The organism is Flagellimonas pacifica, from assembly GCF_900215465.1.
Lineage (GTDB): Bacteria > Bacteroidota > Bacteroidia > Flavobacteriales > Flavobacteriaceae > Flagellimonas > Flagellimonas pacifica.
On the sequence record NZ_OBEH01000003.1, the window covers coordinates 504,642 to 521,106 of the forward strand.

General features: G+C 37.4%; 18 protein-coding genes. 10 read left to right on the forward strand and 8 right to left on the reverse strand.

Annotated elements, in window-relative coordinates:
* The first annotated feature begins 9 nt into the window (after nucleotides 1-9).
* Nucleotides 10-486 carry a heme-binding domain-containing protein gene (locus CRO15_RS11935; protein WP_097046045.1) on the forward strand — a complete coding sequence of 159 codons (477 nt, stop codon included), beginning with the start codon at nucleotides 10-12 and terminating at the stop codon, nucleotides 484-486.
* On the opposite strand, the gene CRO15_RS11940 is transcribed toward CRO15_RS11935, so the two are convergent.
* The 3 genes from CRO15_RS11940 to CRO15_RS11955 all read right to left on the reverse strand — a co-directional run bounded on the left by CRO15_RS11940 (nucleotide 449) and on the right by CRO15_RS11955 (nucleotide 3,110).
* Nucleotides 449-1,147: an SIR2 family NAD-dependent protein deacylase gene (locus CRO15_RS11940; RefSeq protein WP_097046046.1), complete on the reverse strand. Its 699-nt coding sequence runs from the start codon at nucleotides 1,145-1,147 to the stop codon at nucleotides 449-451. The two genes, CRO15_RS11935 and CRO15_RS11940, sit on opposite strands and share 38 nt — an antisense overlap.
* Before the next feature lie 175 nt (nucleotides 1,148-1,322).
* The gene (locus tag CRO15_RS11945) at nucleotides 1,323-1,961 is read right to left on the reverse strand and encodes a hypothetical protein (protein WP_097046047.1); all 639 of its coding nucleotides are present in this window, start codon (nucleotides 1,959-1,961) and stop codon (nucleotides 1,323-1,325) included.
* Nucleotides 1,962-2,171: 210 nt separating this feature from the next.
* A complete protein-coding gene (locus CRO15_RS11955) occupies nucleotides 2,172-3,110 on the reverse strand; it encodes a hypothetical protein (RefSeq protein ID WP_097046049.1) in 939 nt (312 codons plus the stop codon).
* A gap of 197 nt (nucleotides 3,111-3,307) precedes the next feature.
* Between CRO15_RS11955 and CRO15_RS11960 the strand changes: the two genes are divergently transcribed.
* From CRO15_RS11960 to CRO15_RS11970, 3 genes are read left to right on the forward strand one after another with little or no spacing between them, the layout of a single operon-like run.
* Complete coding sequence (locus CRO15_RS11960) at nucleotides 3,308-3,961, forward strand: TrmH family RNA methyltransferase (RefSeq protein WP_097046050.1); 654 nt, start codon at nucleotides 3,308-3,310, stop codon at nucleotides 3,959-3,961.
* Between the two features lie 40 nt (nucleotides 3,962-4,001).
* A complete protein-coding gene (locus CRO15_RS11965; RefSeq protein WP_097046051.1) occupies nucleotides 4,002-4,529 on the forward strand; it encodes an SRPBCC family protein in 528 nt (175 codons plus the stop codon).
* 14 nt (nucleotides 4,530-4,543) lie between these two features.
* The gene (locus tag CRO15_RS11970) at nucleotides 4,544-4,909 is read left to right on the forward strand and encodes a VOC family protein (protein WP_243396961.1); all 366 of its coding nucleotides are present in this window, start codon (nucleotides 4,544-4,546) and stop codon (nucleotides 4,907-4,909) included.
* On the opposite strand, the gene CRO15_RS11975 is transcribed toward CRO15_RS11970, so the two are convergent.
* The 4 genes from CRO15_RS11975 to CRO15_RS11990 all read right to left on the reverse strand — a co-directional run bounded on the left by CRO15_RS11975 (nucleotide 4,910) and on the right by CRO15_RS11990 (nucleotide 10,049).
* A complete protein-coding gene (locus CRO15_RS11975) occupies nucleotides 4,910-6,595 on the reverse strand; it encodes an alpha-amylase family glycosyl hydrolase (RefSeq protein ID WP_097046053.1) in 1,686 nt (561 codons plus the stop codon).
* A 98-nt stretch (nucleotides 6,596-6,693) separates the two neighbouring features.
* The gene (locus CRO15_RS11980) at nucleotides 6,694-7,470 is read right to left on the reverse strand and encodes a carboxypeptidase-like regulatory domain-containing protein (RefSeq protein ID WP_097046054.1); all 777 of its coding nucleotides are present in this window, start codon (nucleotides 7,468-7,470) and stop codon (nucleotides 6,694-6,696) included.
* 75 nt (nucleotides 7,471-7,545) lie between these two features.
* Complete coding sequence (locus CRO15_RS11985; RefSeq protein WP_097046055.1) at nucleotides 7,546-9,327, reverse strand: DEAD/DEAH box helicase; 1,782 nt, start codon at nucleotides 9,325-9,327, stop codon at nucleotides 7,546-7,548.
* Nucleotides 9,328-9,467: 140 nt separating this feature from the next.
* Nucleotides 9,468-10,049, reverse strand: a complete 582-nt coding sequence (locus CRO15_RS11990; protein WP_097046056.1) for a non-canonical purine NTP diphosphatase — start codon at nucleotides 10,047-10,049, stop codon at nucleotides 9,468-9,470.
* Nucleotides 10,050-10,118: 69 nt separating this feature from the next.
* Here CRO15_RS11990 and CRO15_RS11995 point away from each other — a divergent pair, with 69 nt between their 5' ends.
* From CRO15_RS11995 to CRO15_RS12005, 3 genes are all read left to right on the forward strand, one after another.
* Entirely contained in the window at nucleotides 10,119-10,565 is a 447-nt protein-coding gene (locus CRO15_RS11995; RefSeq protein WP_313788635.1) for a methyltransferase family protein, read from the forward strand.
* A gap of 146 nt (nucleotides 10,566-10,711) precedes the next feature.
* Nucleotides 10,712-12,604, forward strand: coding sequence for a phosphoglycerate dehydrogenase (serA, locus tag CRO15_RS12000; RefSeq protein WP_097046058.1), 1,893 nt, complete (start codon nucleotides 10,712-10,714; stop codon nucleotides 12,602-12,604).
* Nucleotides 12,605-12,732: 128 nt separating this feature from the next.
* The gene (locus CRO15_RS12005) at nucleotides 12,733-13,662 is read left to right on the forward strand and encodes a hypothetical protein (protein WP_097046059.1); all 930 of its coding nucleotides are present in this window, start codon (nucleotides 12,733-12,735) and stop codon (nucleotides 13,660-13,662) included.
* Here the strand turns inward: CRO15_RS12005 and rlmH are convergent.
* Nucleotides 13,628-14,101, reverse strand: coding sequence for a 23S rRNA (pseudouridine(1915)-N(3))-methyltransferase RlmH (gene rlmH / locus CRO15_RS12010; protein ID WP_097046060.1), 474 nt, complete (start codon nucleotides 14,099-14,101; stop codon nucleotides 13,628-13,630). The genes CRO15_RS12005 and rlmH overlap by 35 nt on opposite strands.
* Nucleotides 14,102-14,193: 92 nt before the next feature.
* Here rlmH and nadC point away from each other — a divergent pair, with 92 nt between their 5' ends.
* From nadC to CRO15_RS12025, 3 genes are read left to right on the forward strand one after another with little or no spacing between them, the layout of a single operon-like run.
* Nucleotides 14,194-15,051: a carboxylating nicotinate-nucleotide diphosphorylase gene (gene nadC / locus CRO15_RS12015; protein ID WP_097046061.1), complete on the forward strand. Its 858-nt coding sequence runs from the start codon at nucleotides 14,194-14,196 to the stop codon at nucleotides 15,049-15,051.
* A gap of 4 nt (nucleotides 15,052-15,055) precedes the next feature.
* Complete coding sequence (locus CRO15_RS12020) at nucleotides 15,056-16,039, forward strand: YihY/virulence factor BrkB family protein (RefSeq protein WP_097046062.1); 984 nt, start codon at nucleotides 15,056-15,058, stop codon at nucleotides 16,037-16,039.
* Complete coding sequence (locus CRO15_RS12025; protein WP_097046063.1) at nucleotides 16,011-16,463, forward strand: DUF2147 domain-containing protein; 453 nt, start codon at nucleotides 16,011-16,013, stop codon at nucleotides 16,461-16,463. The genes CRO15_RS12020 and CRO15_RS12025 overlap by 29 nt, the downstream gene beginning before the upstream one ends.
* Nucleotides 16,464-16,465 lie beyond the last annotated feature (2 nt).

Below are 16,465 nucleotides of genomic sequence, written 5' to 3' on the forward strand. Positions count from 1 at the left end.
ACGCACAGGATGAAAATAGTAAAAAAAGCAGCCATAATCCTATTGATAGTTTTAATAGGGATGCAATTTTATAGACCAGAGAAAAATGAAGCTGATCTAGAAACTTACGTTTCAACTTTTGAAGCAGAAACAAAGCCTTCGGAAGATTTGAAAATGCTATTGAAATCTGCCTGCTACGATTGCCACAGTGCCAACACACGCTACCCTTGGTACAACAAAATTGCACCGGTTTCATACTGGTTGCATGATCATATTGAAGAAGGTCGGGAACATTTGGACTTCTCAAGTTGGGAAAGTTATTCGGATAAAAAGAAAGACCACAAGCTGGAAGAGTTGATAGAAGAGGTAGGGGAAGGAGAGATGCCCTTGAATTCATACACTTGGACGCATCAAGATGCCCGACTGACCAAAGACCAAAAAAAATTACTTATGGACTGGGCCAAAGAGACTAGGTCAAACTATCAGTTAGCTGAGCAACAAGATTAGGAACGCCTTCGGTTGCGGGTTTTGGTATGACAGTTAAATTATGAAAATCTGAGGAAGCAACATTGGGCTTTGGGTCTACAAAGTATATTGGAGCTGGTTGAGGGGCAAAATTGATTAAGCTTGCTGCTGGGTATACCTGCATAGAAGTGCCAATAATGATTAAAATATCGGCCTGTTGGGTAATTTCCACTGCAGTTTCTAACATGGGAACCATTTCCCCAAACCAAACAATATGAGGCCTTAATTGATGGCCATTGTCATCCAAATCTCCTAAAACCAGATCTTTTTTCCAGTCCAATACATGATTTTCATTTACCGTACTGCGTACTTTAAACAATTCCCCATGTAAATGCGTCACATGGGAGCTTCCCGCTTGTTCATGCAGATTGTCCACATTTTGGGTAACGATGTTAACATCAAAATGGGCTTCTAATTCAACCAAGGCCCTGTGTCCTGCATTGGGAGAAACCTCTAAAAGTTGTTTGCGTCGCTGGTTGTAAAACTCCAGTACTAGTTCGGGATTTTTGGCAAACCCTTGGGGTGATGCAACTTCCATTACGTCATGGCCTTCCCAAAGGCCATTGGCATCCCTAAATGTTTTTAGACCACTTTCGGCACTCATTCCTGCACCCGTGAGTACGACTATTTTTTGTTTGCTCATGATAGGATAAAAGTAAGGAATTGATATTGGGTTGTTGGATAACCTGTAGTTGTTTAACAAATAACGAAAACGGATTTCTTGTTTTTAAGGGAAGAAGTTTAAGGCTGCAAGTTAATGGATTATATATCTGACCTACGCACTTACTTACAGCCTGTTTTAAACATATGAAATTGAATTACAACTTATAGCTTAACCCTATATGTGGTACCATAAAGAAAGTTGTTTGATCAAAAAATGGTGTTTGTCTGGTAAAATACATGCCCAAATAAAAATTGGCTCTCTTTGTTGAATATCCCACTGATAGTTTATTGGTCCCGTAGGTAAAGTTATTTATGCTAAAACCTTCACCCACATCAAACACTTCCTTTACAGAGAAATCAGTATTTCTGTTCATAAGGGAAATACCAAAATTTACAAAAAACTCATTGTTCCTGAATACTTTGAACTCATAACCAACATAAAAATGATGCTCAACGATGAGTTTATAATCGGCAGTGCCTACATTTAAACGGTTGTTGCCTAGGGGCATTGGCGAAATAACTAAATCATACCTGAAACCATTCCCATACCCCAAATAAAATCTATTGGTGAGGCGGCATTCCAAGGATGCAATCAATGCTAGTCCGGAATTTTGGAAATCAACATTAGTAAAGCTTGTAACATCTGAAAAATCAGAGTCAACGTTATAAATAGGGGTAATTCGATATTCTGTTCCAATATTAAAACGCAGGGATTTTTTTACATCCCCTGAATTGTTTTGAGCAATCATATGGATTGGAAAAAAGATGAAGATTAAGATTTTAATATTTTTCATATAATTTGGGTGGATTATTTAAGATTATATTCAATATCACTATTGTTTTGAGATATGTTTCTTCCGTTTATGAGATTATAAATATTGTTTGAATTGAAATTGGCTAAAATTTGGCCGTAAGGAGATTGGTAAGACCTATATTCTATGGTGATTCTTTCCCCATTCACGTATTCTTCGAATTTACGAAGGCTAGCTGGCCAAGCATCATATTCAAACACGACAAGTTGTGCTACCTGTAGCTTGAAGAATCCCTAAATCTCTGTCTATTTTTCTTTTCTCATTGACCTCGCTATTTTTGCAATGAGCTAAAAAGCTTCCATTATAATAACATGTGCTTGGAATAGATTGACCGCAGTGTGTGGTATATTCCCCTGGTCTCAATGCACCAGGGCCGGATGTTGCAACTTCAAATTTTATATCTGCTTTCTCGAGCCAAGATTCTTTTTTGTCCTTTATTTTAATATATTCCATTTTTACCCATTCGCTAGAATTTTCGGAGGTTCCTCCCTCTGAACTTCCTCCTCCTGGACAGTTGCAATCATCATCAACTCCAATTTTGAAAACCTGGGTATGGTCATCTTTTGAAGCGCTGCTAAAAATATCCTCTTCCTGAATGTAACCGTCCAGCATCTTAATTTCACCATTCTCATCAAATTCAAATCCAATCACTACTTGTTCTTCCAGGGTTTCATCATAAGATGACATTAGAAAGATTGGATTACTTTCGTCCCCATCTTTCAATTTCTCTAATGTTGGATTCATTAGCACCTCTGACAAACCTTCAAAGGCATCAAGGGAAAACGAAATACTGTCACTTACGATTCTATTCTTGTTATCAACTGAATTTGATTGAATGATGTCACGAAAAAGAAGTAGTTGTCCAGTTTCATCTTTTTTGGCTTTTCCATAAAACATTGAATTGTAATCAATTCCTGACTTTACTACGCCTTGCATTAGACTTGATAAGTGATAAATCTTGTATTCTAATTGCTCTTTGAGAGAGGCCTCTTTAATATAATCTTTGTTGTATAAATTTGATTTATAGGAATTGTCAGATAAATCTATTTGTTCTTCTTTTTGACAAGAGGAGAAGAATAAGGGTAAAACAAGAACTGACAGCCTAAGCTTAGAAAAAAAATACTTTTTCATAAGTAGATTAAGAATTAAAAGTTTATAAAATAAGATTGGGGAGCTGCAGAGGAAAGGTAACTATTTTGACAATAAAACCAATTGTGTAAAAACCTTAAAAATTCTGGGGTTTTTCTAGAACCTTGAATACAAAAGGAAAAAGGTTAGATAGGAACTCTTGAAAAACTACAAATTCAATTTTCGTTATTTTGGTCTTTATGTTTGACCATGATTTGTTCACATATCTTGAAGGTTTTTTGACCGAAGAACGGAAGCAACGTTTTTTGGAGGTACTTCAAAATAGAACTAAGTACCTAACGGTTGCTATTGAGGATGTATTTCAACTGCACAATACTAGTGCCGTAATAAGAAGTTGTGATGCCTTTGGCATTCAAGAGGTTCATGTGGTTGAAGACCGATTTGGTAAACGTTTGGACAAGAACATTGCAATGGGTGCAGAGCAATGGGTGGATGTAAACCGTTATCAAACCACTTCTGAATGTATTGACAGCTTAAAGCAATCGGGCTTTCAAATTATTGCTACTACTCCGCATAATGATTCAAGATATCTTGCTGATTTTGAAGTTAATACCCCAACTGCCTTGTTCTTTGGGACTGAAAAAGAGGGACTTAGTGAAGAGGTGATGGAAAAAGCTGACGGGTTCTTGAAAATTCCGATGGTAGGATTTTCTGAGAGTTTGAATATCTCTGTTTCGGCGGCCATTATTATCCAACAGCTGACCCAAAAACTGAAAGAATCTAATGTGGATTGGCAACTTTCCAAAGAAGAAATTCTTGAAAAACGGTTGGATTGGACCAAAAAATCCATCAAGGATGTGGAAGGGATTATCGAGAGATACCTTTCAGAATGAAGTTTTTTGTATTTTAGAAGACAACCAATTTTAAAAACAAATGACTACACTACTTTACATTTTAGCAGGAATTGTTTTATTGATTTTGATATTGGCGATGATTGCGCCAAAAAGTTATGATGTTTCTAGATCCATAGAAATTGCAAAACCAAAGAATGAGGTTTTTGAAAACCTACGGTTCCTAAAAAACCAGGATGCTTGGTCTCCTTGGAACAAAAAAGACCCGAATATGGAAAAGAAGTTCACGGGAACCGATGGTGAAGTGGGAGCTACAAGCTATTGGCTTGGAAACAAGGATGTAGGTGAAGGGGAGCAGGAACTTACCAAAATTGTGGATGGAGAACGTGTAGAATCGGAACTTCGGTTCTTAAAACCATGGAAATCTACCTCTGATGCTTATCTGATTACTGAGGAAGTTAGTACGGGAAGTACCAAAGTTACATGGGGCTTTTCTGGAAAGAATAAATTCCCGACCAGTATTTTTATGTTGTTCATGAATATGGACAAAGCTGTTGGTGGGGATTTTGAAGAAGGATTGGCTAGTTTAAAAGAATTACTAGAGAAATAGCTATGGAACAAAATATGGTAAGCTGGTTTGAGATTCCGGTTTCGGATATGAATCGAGCCAAAGCTTTTTATGATACAGTTTTTCAAATTGAAATTCAAGTACAGAATTTTGAAGGTACTTTGATGGGGTGGTTCCCTTGGGCTGAAGGAAAGCCTGGAGCCAACGGTTCCCTCATTCAACATGAAAGTTATAAACCTAGCGGCACAGAGGGAGTACTTATCTATTTTGCCAGTTCTGATGTGCAAAATGAAATGGATAGGGTGGAAGCTGCTGGCGGCAAAATACTAAAACCTAAAACACAGATCAGTCCAGAAGTGGGTTATATGGGATTGTTCTTGGATTCAGAAGGTAATCGAATTGCATTACATTCTAGGGTGTGATCATTCCACCAACTCCAACAGTGCAATATCAAATTCGTTGTCCAAAATCACCTTGCCTTTATTGACCATGACCTCGGTTTCGGAATAGGTGTCGTACAATTTAGTGCCATCACCAAAAAATCCCTTTACCCAAAGGGATTTTTTACCTTTAGGTAAATCCAAGCCAACCACGACTTTGTCCTTGTAATCTCCATTGACATAGGTTCTGGAGAAAACATAGGGAGATTTAGCCAATCTTTTATGCCTTCCTGCGCCAACAGCAGGATGATCTCGTCTAAACTGTCCCAACTTTTGCCAGTGCTTGTGAATTTTTTGAGTACGGGGCAGGCTATCTAGTTCTTTCCAGTTCATAAAAGAACGCAAAGTGGCATCGCCCTCAGTTCCTTCAATGATCAAACTTCTTGCAGTTTCATCTCCATAATATACCTGTGAGGCTCCTGGTGTCAATAAGAGCACATTTGCGGTATAAAATGGCTTATTTCGCTCTTTGTCAAAAGGGCTCCCATCATCATGGGAGGTTAAATAGTTGAGAACGCTTTTGCCTTTTAATTTGGTATTCAATAAACGATTGTATTTTTTGAAGATGCTTTGGTAATCCTTGTTCGCATCGTTCTTTAAATCAAAATTGATTAGGCTTTTGAAACCATATTCAAAGAAATCAACCTTTTTGTCTCCAAAATTGAATTCTCGACCACCAGAAATACCATAATTATAGACTTCCCCAACCATATAAAACGGGTTGTTGTCAAAAACATGATCAGGATTCTTTTTCTTCCAGGTGTCAAATGCATAGGTAGCTTCTTTGTAAAGATCGGTCCATGCATTTTCGTTTACGTGTTTTACGGTATCCACTCTAAAACCATCTACACCAAAATCATTGATATAATCTGTCAACCATTTGATAATATAATATCTAGGTGCTCTTGGGTAACCTGTACGTTCAAAGAAAAGCTGGAGCTCATCAAGCTCTTGGCTCAATCTACCTTCCTCCTTCCATTTTGCTAGCAAAGCATCAGGTAGTTCCACCGGTTCGTCTGATTCAGTTAGAATATCAGGAAGGTTTTCCACCAAGGTACAAGCTGTGGTATTTTCGTAGCTAGTGAACTCACATTTAGGGTTCGTCCTCACCCATTCTTCTGGCCAAACAGGGTCTTTTTCAGTCACAGGCCCTGTATGGTTTAAAACTACATCCAATAAAATTCGAATACCTTTGGAATGTGCGGTTTTGACCAATTTTCCCAAATCTTTCTTTGTGCCAAAATTGGGATCAATCGCTGTCCAATCCTTGGCCCAATACCCATGATATCCGTAGGTGTTTCCTGTACCTTCGTTTGTGGCCCCGTGAATTTGCTCAACCACAGGAGTAAACCAAATAGCATTGATTCCAAGATCAGTAAAGTAACCTTCTTCAATTTTTTGGGTTATCCCTTCAATATCCCCTCCTTCAAAACCTCTAAGAATAGCTGTTTCCTCTATCCTTTCAAAATTGATATCATTGTCAGGATTACCATTATTAAAACGGTCTGTTAAAAGAAAATAAATATTGGCTCCTTCCCAAACAAATGGAACTTCCTTTTTCTGAGGTGTTTCTTCAACTACTTTGGTGTCCTTTTTTGGAGATTTCTCTACCTTCTTACATCCAAAAAGACATACCAACGTAATCATGACGATAAGTAGTTTTTTCATTTCTTGGGATTTTAGCTAAAACTATAAAATGCATGTGGAAATATAAAATTTATTTATCCGAAGAACTTTATCTAAAAGCTAAAATTGGAAGAAGTTTTCTACCGCCTGTTAAGGACTTTGTATTCTTCGTAACAGCTAGAGATCGCATCTAAAATTTGAAGATCGTTTGCTGTATTGATGAATGATTTGGAATAATTACAGTTGTTAAGGATGTCCTCAATGTCAACTTTTTCCAGTTGGAGCAACTCCGTTAACGTTTCCCGGTCAAATTTTGAAGCCAACAAATTTCTAATGTCGTCATCCTCTTTCATTTGTCGAAGTTTCCGCATTTGCCTTGGTTTTTTCCCAAATAGATTCCGCAATAGATCTGCAGGATTTAAGATGGCACCCAAAACTTTGGTTACTGCACTGGGATTCTTGCTACCTGCTTCATAACTTTTTGAAAGACCTGAAATACTGTATTGATAGGCATTGTTGATAGGGAGGTTCTTTACGTCAATCTCCAAATATCCAGTTAATTGGTAGGGTCTCACTATAACCTCTTCCAACGCATAAGCCAGTTCAGTCAAAGCAATTTCGGTATCCTCAAATTTGAACATGTCATTGGTAACACGAACTTTTTGGGATTTAAAACCCAAAAATGAAAGATACAAAGTATCGTTTACGGCAGCCCTTATGGTAAATTTTCCTTTCTGGTCCGTTATAGTGCCAACTACCTTATTTAAGTTGACAACATGTACGCTTACCATTGGAAAATCGGTCTGGGCGTTGATTACCGTAGCTTTTAACTCGCCTTCAACGAGCTTATTATCCTCATTTTGAGCAAAACAAAAAAACGAAATGAAGAAAAAAAATGTAAGTAGAACTCTTTTCATGCAATCTTTGTAATCATAAAAGTACTAAACAAAGAAAAATAAATACGAGTCCATCATCATTTAATATAGAATTAACTAATAAAAGCCAGGTCGTTTTTTTCCACCCCTTCTACCAGAACCTCCTTTTTTTCCTCCTCGGAAAGATTTGTTGTCACCACCTTTTCGGTAACCGCCATCTCCACCTTTTCTATGACCACGTTTTCTATCGCGTTTTCTGCCACCTCTACCCGAACCCCCAGGATTCTTGGATACTTCAACATTGACAAAACGTCCATCTACCTTGAAATCGGTAAAAGTTTGAAGGACCAGTTCTGTCAGTTGTGCATCGGTGTTGAAAAAAGAAAAACTATCCTTGGTGTCTACATTAAAGACATCTTCTTTTTCAAGGTTAAGCGTGTCCCTAAGGAAATCTTTCAAGGACATCCAGTCATAACCATCACGCTCTCCAACATTTATGAAATAACGTACAGAGCCACTTGAAGGAATATCATCTTTAGAGCGTTCACCTCTTTCACCGCGTTCCCTGCTATTATCAGAAGAGTTTAAATCCCTTGTTTTACTATAATAATTATAGAAACGGGTAAACTCTACCGAAACAATTTTTTTGATAAGCTCTTCACGGTCAATACCATCCAAGACATCATTTATAGCAGGCAAATAGTTGTCTATCTCCGTGTTTATTTCAGTATCCTTGATTTTGTTGGCCAGATGGTACAATTGAATCTCACAAATTTCAATTCCGGTGGGAATCTTTTTTGAAAGAAAATCTTGCTGGATCTTCTTTTCAATGGCTTTTATTTTACGAATTTCCGATCTTGTGACAATGACCATTGAAATTCCTGACTTTCCTGCACGACCTGTTCTACCGCTTCGGTGAGTGTAGGTTTCTATTTCATCAGGTAATTGATAGTTGATTACGTGTGTTATATCGTCAACATCAATTCCACGGGCAGCCACATCTGTAGCCACAAGCATCTGTACTTGTTTTTTTCTAAAGGCATTCATGACCAAATCTCGCTGATTTTGGCTTAAATCCCCGTGCAAGGCTCCTGCATTGTAACCATCTTCAATAAGTTTCTCAGCAACTTTCTGAGTATCCCGCTTGGTTCTGCAAAAGATTACCGAAAAAATACCGGGATTGGCATCAGCAAGGCGTTTAAGTGCTGGGTAACGATCACGTCCTCCAACTTGATAATATTCATGTTGAACGGTAGAAGCTCCGGCATTTTTTGTGCCCACAGTAATTTCTTGGGGCTTATGCATAAACTTTTTGGCAATGGTAGAAACTTCTTTTGGCATGGTGGCGGAAAACAACCATGTAAATTTTTCTTTGGGGGTGTTGGACAAAATGTCTTTGATATCTTCAAAAAAGCCCATGTTTAGCATTTCATCAGCTTCATCAAGCACGCAGTAGTCAATTTTTGAAATATCGACCATTCCACGTCCGATCATATCCTTCATTCTGCCTGGAGTGGCCACTACAATTTGTGCACCACGTTTAATCTGTCTTGCCTGGTCGGTAATACTGGCTCCACCATAAATGGCAACAGTATTCAAACCTTTAACATATTTTGAATACAATTTTAGCTCGTTGGTGATCTGTAAACAGAGCTCACGGGTAGGAGATAATATAAGCCCTTGTGTGGTTCTACTATCGGCCTGTATTTTTTGAATCATTGGAAAGCCAAAAGCAGCTGTCTTTCCCGTTCCAGTTTGAGCCAAAGCAACCAAATCGGTATCTTCTTGTAATAAAAGTGGGATTGATTTTTCTTGTACTTCGGATGGAGTTTCAAATCCGAGGTCAGCAATAGCATCCAATAGGGGTTTGTCCAACCCCAGGGTTTCAAATTTTGTCATTGTGGTATATACCTTAAATCGCAAATATGTTGTGTTGCATAGAGCGATTCTGTAATACCTTTTTGAGCCCCGCGCAACACCATGCCCATACCGGCGGCGTTAATAAAGGCGCAAAGGTACACTTATTTACAGACTTGTCACTACAGTGTTTGTGTTTTAAGGAATGCAATCAGTTTTTGTACAGCTCTTCCACGATGGCTTATGGAATTTTTTGTTTTTGCTGGTAGTTCTCCAAAAGTTTCGGCAAACCCTTTGGGTTTAAAAATAGGGTCATAACCAAAACCCCTGACCCCTACAACATTTTCAGTGATGGAACCATTTACAATTCCTTCAAAGATATGGCTGCCGCCCTCAAGATTTAAGTGAATTACAGTCTTAAAATGGGCTTCCCTATTGGTTTTTCCTTTGAGTTCGGTTAAAACCTTGGTCATATTGTCCTTAGCATTCTTTTGTCCTCCTGCATATCTGGCTGAATAAACTCCTGGGGCACCATTTAAGGCTTCAATTAGTAACCCAGTGTCATCAGAAAAACAACTATGGCCATAGTTGTTTGTAACATAATCCGCCTTTATTTTGGCATTTTCTTCTAGGGTATCACCTGTTTCAGGAATTTCATCAAAACAACCAATGTCGTCCAATGATAAGAGCTCAATAGAAGAAGGTAAAAGTTGTTTGACCTCCTTCAGCTTATTGGGATTATGTGTAGCAAAAACAATTTTCAAAGCATGTTTTATTTAGGAAAGGGTTAAAAGTAGTAATTTCGATTTTCACCATTTTTATTTTAAATTACAATGAAGGTTTTACCAGTTTTGGCCATGCTTATTTTTGGAGGTCTAATGTATGTGTTGGACAAGTTTCTTCCATTTGGGGAATTTGATTTTTTTGGAAGGCAAAGGCTATACAAATTTCTACTGATTTTGGCTTTTTTGGTGATTCTTTTTGGAATATTTCAATTTGCAAGGGCTAAGACGACCACAAACCCTATTGATCTTTCAAGAACAAGTAAATTGGTAACTAATGGTATTTATAAATATACGCGTAATCCCATGTATTTAGGTATGCTTTTGATTTTACTGGCATTTGGACTTAAATTGGGAAATGCCTTCAATACGCTATTGGCTGCTGGATTTGTATATTATATGAATCACTTTCAAATTAAAAAAGAGGAGGAGGCTTTGTTGAAGTTATTTGGTAAGGAATATAGTATGTATTGCAAAGCAACAAGAAGATGGTTTTAGCAAGTTAGAGGCCTGTTTTTCTTTATTTTAAAACTTTTTGCATACGTTTTTTGATATATCCATATTTCTGAGTCGTTTTTGGGGGCTTCCAATTTTGTGGATGGAATTAATGTTTATTTTTATTCCTTAATTTTTTCAGGAAATACATGGTAGAAGTGGGACGTAAGTATGTTTTTGATTTTGATAGTACCCTAACCAGGGTAGAGGCATTGGATGTTTTGGCAGAAATGACCTTACAGGGCAAATCTAATAAGGATGAGATTATCCAAGAAATTCAGCACATTACCAATCTCGGAATTGATGGTGATATTTCGTTTACAGAATCTTTGGAACGAAGAATACAATTATTAAAAGCCCATAAGAATGATTTGGATGGTTTGGTTGATGAACTACGCCAGAAAATCTCCAAATCAATCGCTTCCAATAAGGAGTTTTTTGAAAAATTTTCAGATGATATTTATGTCATTTCCTGTGGATTCAAAGAATTTATTGATCCTATTGTAGAAGAATACAATATACCATCAGACCGGGTATACGCCAATACCTTTAAATTTGATGAGGAAGGAAGTATAATTGGCTTTGATGAAGCTAATGTTCTGGCATCGCACAACGGAAAAATAGAGTGCCTGAAAAATCTTGATTTAGATGGAGAGGTTCAGGTAATAGGGGATGGGTATAGTGATTATGTAATGCGTGAGGCCGGTATTGCAGATAAGTTTTTCGCCTATACGGAAAATGTACATCGTGAAAAAGCCGCGAACAATGCGGACCATGTAACTCCCAATTTGGATGAGTTCCTGTATGTAAACGACTTGCCCAGAAATATATCGTACCCAAAAAACAGAATCAAAATCTTATTGTTGGAGAATGTTCACCCTGCAGCTTTTGATAATCTTTCTGAAGATGGTTTTTCGGTAGAATTGGTAAAGCATAGCTTGCCTGAGAATGAACTTATTGAAAAAATTAAGGGAGTACACGTATTGGGTATACGTTCCAAAACGCAAGTGACCCAAAAAGTGTTGGAAGCTGCTAATAAATTATTGGTAGTTGGGGCTTTTTGTATAGGAACCACTCAAATAGACCTAGAAGCAGCCAAGAAAAAAGGAGTTATTGTATTCAATGCACCTTACAGTAACACCAGGTCTGTGGTAGAGTTGGCCATAGGCCAGATTATAATGCTCATGCGAAATGTGTTTACCCGTAGTACTGAAATTCATAGTGGTCAATGGAACAAAACAGCAATTAATTCCAAAGAGGTTAGAGGTAAAAATCTTGGGATAGTTGGTTATGGAAACATAGGGAAACAGTTGTCTGTTTTGGCGGAGGCCATTGGCATGCGCGTATATTATTATGATGTTTCTGATAGGCTGGCGTTGGGGAATGCAATAAAATGCAACACTTTGGAAGATTTGTTGTCGGTTTCGGACGTCGTGTCTTTACATGTGGATGACAATAAGGCCAACAAGAATTTTATTGGCGAACGAGAAATCAAACAAATGCGGGATGGGGCAATTTTCATCAACCTTTCTAGAGGATTCGTAGTAGATATTGAAGCACTTTCAGAAGCTTTAAAAAGTGGAAAACTAGGGGGTGCTGCCGTAGATGTTTATCCTTCAGAACCAAGAAGCAATGGTGGTTTTCAAACTGCGCTTCAAGGATTGCCCAATGTAATTCTTACACCGCATGTTGGTGGTAGTACGGAGGAAGCACAACGCGATATTGCTGATTTTGTACCCAATAAGATTATGGATTACATCAATTCTGGAAATACGGTTGATGCGGTTAACTTTCCTAATATTAGATTACCAAAGCAGACAAATGCACACCGTTTCTTGCATATTCATAAAAACGTTCCTGGAATCATGGCAAAAATTAGTGAGGTGTTGGCCAAATATGAAATGAACATTACTGGTCAATATCTATCTACCGACAGCGAAGTAGGGTATGTAATTACTGATTTGGACAAAGAATATAATAAGGAGGTAATGAAGGCGCTAAAAAACGTGGAAAATACTATAAAGTTTAGAGTACTCTATTAAGCTTAATAGTGTTGTCTCTATAATGCGACTTTTCACATTCTGAAATCCTTGTTTCACAACATTTTTAGAAGAACATCCTTTTTAAGAACTAAATTGTAGGCTAATTCTTACTATTTGAATTAACCTGCATGAAAATCAAGAAGTTTAAAATTTTCAAAAAAGGCTTTAGAGCGTATTATCTTTTGGTAGTTTCTATTGTGTTTTTGACTATAGTTATACAGTCCATGACACAATATTCATTAAATAAACAGAGGGCTACAGCATTAAGTGTAAATCTTGCAGGTAAACAACGAACATTTAGTCAACAATTGCTGAACGAACTATACTCATGTAGATATCATAACTGTGATTATGCTGAGATGAAACTTGCTCTTACCAAGCTCTATCAAATGAATGGTTTTTTACAACATGGCAACAAAAGTTTGAAGATAGAACCGTTGGACAGCCCAGAAATTCTTAGAGAGTTTAGAAGATTAGACCCTCACTTGGAATGGTTGTATGCTGAACTGAAGGATTTCAAAAACTTTAAAAACCTATCTTTTAATGATGTAAAATATAGGGTTGACCGTTTCACAAACATTATGGATGTAATTGTTGGTCAATTTCAGAAAAAGGCTGATAATGATATTAAAACAACAATGATCATAGAACTGGAACTGGCAATATTTTCAATTGTTATTATACTGTTCGAACTCTTTTTTATAGTCAACCCAATTATTAATAGAATCCTAAATCAAAAGAAAAAACTTTCAGAAATAGCATGGCACCAGTCCCATGTGTTCAACTCGCACATGAAAAATATTGGTGATCTTCAATATGTATTAAAAGTTGAGAAAAACCCTGAAAGGCAGAGGGAAATATATGGGTTCATTGGAGAAGAGTTGAATCATTTGAAAAAAGTGTCAGCGGATATGGTAAAATCACTTGAAAAAACTGAGGAAGTTGCCAAACCACATCATTTGGTATTGCAAAAAGTGGAAGGATTACTGGAAAAATACAAATTTCCATCCTCTAACAACATACCTATTGATGATGATAAGGTTCATTCCGTAGAATAGTGAATCCCCTGTACAATTGCTCAACCAAAAACAAACGTACCATTTGATGGGAAAAAGTCATTTTGGATAGGCTCAATTGCCCGTTACTACGTTGGTACACCTGTTCACTAAAACCATAAGGTCCGCCAATGATTAAAACAAGGTTCTTCAGTCCGCTGTTCATTTTCTTTTGTAGAAATTGAGAAAACTCCATGGATGAAAATTGCTTTCCCTTTTCATCCAAGATAGTAACCACATCCGCGGGTTGAATGTTACTAAGAATCAATTCCCCTTCCTTTTCCTTCTGCTGGGCTTCGGATAGATTTTTGCTGTTCTTTATATCTGGAATAATGAGAAACTGAAACTTTATATAATGTTTCAACCGTTTTTCATAAAGAGTTATAAGTTTGGCCAGTTCGGGATTATCTGTTTTGCCAATCGCAATTAATGTAATCTGCATGCCCAAAATTAAACGTTTAAGACGAAACAATGACTATGGAGAACAGATCAGGAACAATGTTTTTATTATTTTCGTCAAAACCCCATTTTTAAATGATTACCAAAGATCAATTTCAAAAAGAACTCGATTTAATTATTGCCAATGCCATCCGTGAAGATGTTGGAGATGGTGACCATAGTTCATTGGCCTGCATCCCAAGCAACGTAACGGGAAAAGCCAAATTACTGGTTAAGGATGAAGGTGTTATTGCAGGAATTGCATTTGCAAAGCAAGTTTTTGGACATGTTGATCCAGAATTGAAGGTTGAAACACTTATTTCTGATGGTGAAGAAGTAAAGTATGGCGATATTGCCTTTTATGTAGAGGGAAGTTCCCAGAGCATTTTGAAAGCTGAGCGATTGGTACTCAATGCCATGCAACGCATGAGTGCCATTGCCACAAAAACCAAACAATATGTAACATTGTTAGAGGGTACGCAGACTAAAATATTGGATACTCGTAAAACAACACCCGGAATTAGGGCTCTGGAAAAATGGGCTGTAAAAATTGGGGGAGGTGAGAACCATAGGTTTGCCCTGTATGATATGATCATGCTAAAAGATAACCACATTGATTTTGCCGGGGGAATTACCAAGGCTATCCAGAAAACCCAACGATACCTTTTGGATACGAAAAGAGATCTAAAAATCATTGTGGAAGCCAGAAATTTGGATGAAGTGGAAGAAATATTACAGACAAAAGGAGTTTACAGGATTCTGTTGGATAACTTTGATTACGAAGAAACCAAAAAAGCCGTTGCTTTAATCGCGGACCAATGCTTGACAGAATCTTCAGGAGGGATTAATGAAAATACCATTCGTGATTATGCGCTGTGTGGGGTGGATTATATTTCTTCTGGTGCATTGACCCATTCTGTGCATAATATGGATCTTAGTTTAAAAGCAGTATAATTATATGTCGGTGGCAATTGAAGAACGGTTAGAGAAGATTCCAATCATAAATTGGTTGGTTCGTCTCCTCAAGAGCATTAAACTAAAAGCTTTTGAGGGACTATCTTTCTATGACCTTTTGGAAATGTACTTATTGGGCATTGTTAAAGGAACCCTTTCCGCACGGGCAAGTTCCATTGCTTTTAGCTTGTTTATGGCGCTCTTTCCATTATTAATTTTCTTAGTGACCCTAGTGCCCTGGATAATACCCTATGCAAGTGTGGGAAACGAAAATTTTGATTCTCAATTTCTCGTTTTTTTGGAATCTTTTTTGCCGTCAGCTACCAGTGATTATTTTGGGGATATCTATCAGCAGATCAAAGATCAAAAGCGCGGAGGATTATTATCATCTGCTTTTTTGCTTTCTATTTTTTTGGTGGCCAACGGTGTAAATGCCATTTTTGGCGGATTCGAAAATTCTTATCACGTAGAGTTGACTCGGAATTTCTTCAGACAATATGCTTATGCGTTAATGGTGGGCATGATTTTGTCTATTCTGTTGATTTTGGGTGCTGTAGCTTTCGTATATTTTGAATTCTATATAGTTGAGTACACCAGTGAATATTTAGGTAAGACCTTGGGCTATGATGTGGAAAAAGGCGATACCGTAGGAGTTCAGGTGACCAAGATTTTATTCTTTATGCTGTTATCTTATTTGACCACAGCCATTTTATATTATTTCGGTACGGCAGAAGGCAGAAAGGCAAAGTTCTTTTCTGCGGGAGCATTGATGACCACATTGCTATTTGTACTTACCTCTTATCTTTTTGGTGTGTATGTGGAAAAATTTGCCAGATACAACGAATTATACGGAGCTTTAGGAGGATTATTGATTTTAATGGTGTTCATTTGGCTAAACTCCAACATCCTATTATTGGGGTTTGAATTGAACGCAACGCTAAATTCCTTAAAGAAAAAGCATGAAAGACAACAGCAAGGTACTACATAAAATACTGATGATCATTTTTATGTTTGTATTCCATTTTTCATGGTCACAGACTGTATTTGGAAAATGGAAAACTGTGGATGACCGCAATGGAATTACCAAAGCCATTGTGGAAGTTTATGAAGAAAATGGCCTTCTACAAGCCAAGATTTTAAAGATTCTTGAAAAAGGAAAAGAAAACGCACTTTGCGTTAAGTGTAAAGGAGATTTAAAGAATAAGCCTGTTACCGGGATGAAGATAATGGATAACTATAAGAGAAACAGCAAAGGCGAGTATAAAGGGAATAGGCTTTTTGATCCAGAACAGGCAATGACATTTAGAGGAAAGGTATGGTTAGACCCCAAAGACACAAACAAGCTAAAAGTAAGAGGCTATTTAGCATTTTTATATAGAACCCAGACTTGGCATAGGGTTATTGAGGAATAGCG

What these genes read in the sequence shown, in the direction of transcription:
- CRO15_RS11985 (WP_097046055.1), bottom strand. Translation starts at nt 9,327, where the DNA reads ATGACAAAATTTGAAACCCTGGGGTTGGACAAACCCCTATTGGATGCT.
- nadC (WP_097046061.1), top strand. Translation starts at nt 14,194, where the DNA reads ATGATTACCAAAGATCAATTTCAAAAAGAACTCGATTTAATTATTGCC.
- CRO15_RS11980 (WP_097046054.1), bottom strand. Translation starts at nt 7,470, where the DNA reads ATGAAAAGAGTTCTACTTACATTTTTTTTCTTCATTTCGTTTTTTTGT.
- CRO15_RS12025 (WP_097046063.1), top strand. Translation starts at nt 16,011, where the DNA reads ATGAAAGACAACAGCAAGGTACTACATAAAATACTGATGATCATTTTT.
- CRO15_RS11955 (WP_097046049.1), bottom strand. Translation starts at nt 3,110, where the DNA reads ATGAAAAAGTATTTTTTTTCTAAGCTTAGGCTGTCAGTTCTTGTTTTA.
- CRO15_RS11940 (WP_097046046.1), bottom strand. Translation starts at nt 1,147, where the DNA reads ATGAGCAAACAAAAAATAGTCGTACTCACGGGTGCAGGAATGAGTGCC.
- CRO15_RS11935 (WP_097046045.1), top strand. Translation starts at nt 10, where the DNA reads ATGAAAATAGTAAAAAAAGCAGCCATAATCCTATTGATAGTTTTAATA.
- CRO15_RS11995 (WP_313788635.1), top strand. Translation starts at nt 10,119, where the DNA reads ATGAAGGTTTTACCAGTTTTGGCCATGCTTATTTTTGGAGGTCTAATG.
- CRO15_RS11970 (WP_243396961.1), top strand. Translation starts at nt 4,544, where the DNA reads ATGGTAAGCTGGTTTGAGATTCCGGTTTCGGATATGAATCGAGCCAAA.
- CRO15_RS12020 (WP_097046062.1), top strand. Translation starts at nt 15,056, where the DNA reads ATGTCGGTGGCAATTGAAGAACGGTTAGAGAAGATTCCAATCATAAAT.
- CRO15_RS11960 (WP_097046050.1), top strand. Translation starts at nt 3,308, where the DNA reads ATGTTTGACCATGATTTGTTCACATATCTTGAAGGTTTTTTGACCGAA.
- CRO15_RS11975 (WP_097046053.1), bottom strand. Translation starts at nt 6,595, where the DNA reads ATGAAAAAACTACTTATCGTCATGATTACGTTGGTATGTCTTTTTGGA.
- CRO15_RS11945 (WP_097046047.1), bottom strand. Translation starts at nt 1,961, where the DNA reads ATGAAAAATATTAAAATCTTAATCTTCATCTTTTTTCCAATCCATATG.
- rlmH (WP_097046060.1), bottom strand. Translation starts at nt 14,101, where the DNA reads ATGCAGATTACATTAATTGCGATTGGCAAAACAGATAATCCCGAACTG.
- CRO15_RS12005 (WP_097046059.1), top strand. Translation starts at nt 12,733, where the DNA reads ATGAAAATCAAGAAGTTTAAAATTTTCAAAAAAGGCTTTAGAGCGTAT.
- serA (WP_097046058.1), top strand. Translation starts at nt 10,712, where the DNA reads ATGGTAGAAGTGGGACGTAAGTATGTTTTTGATTTTGATAGTACCCTA.
- CRO15_RS11965 (WP_097046051.1), top strand. Translation starts at nt 4,002, where the DNA reads ATGACTACACTACTTTACATTTTAGCAGGAATTGTTTTATTGATTTTG.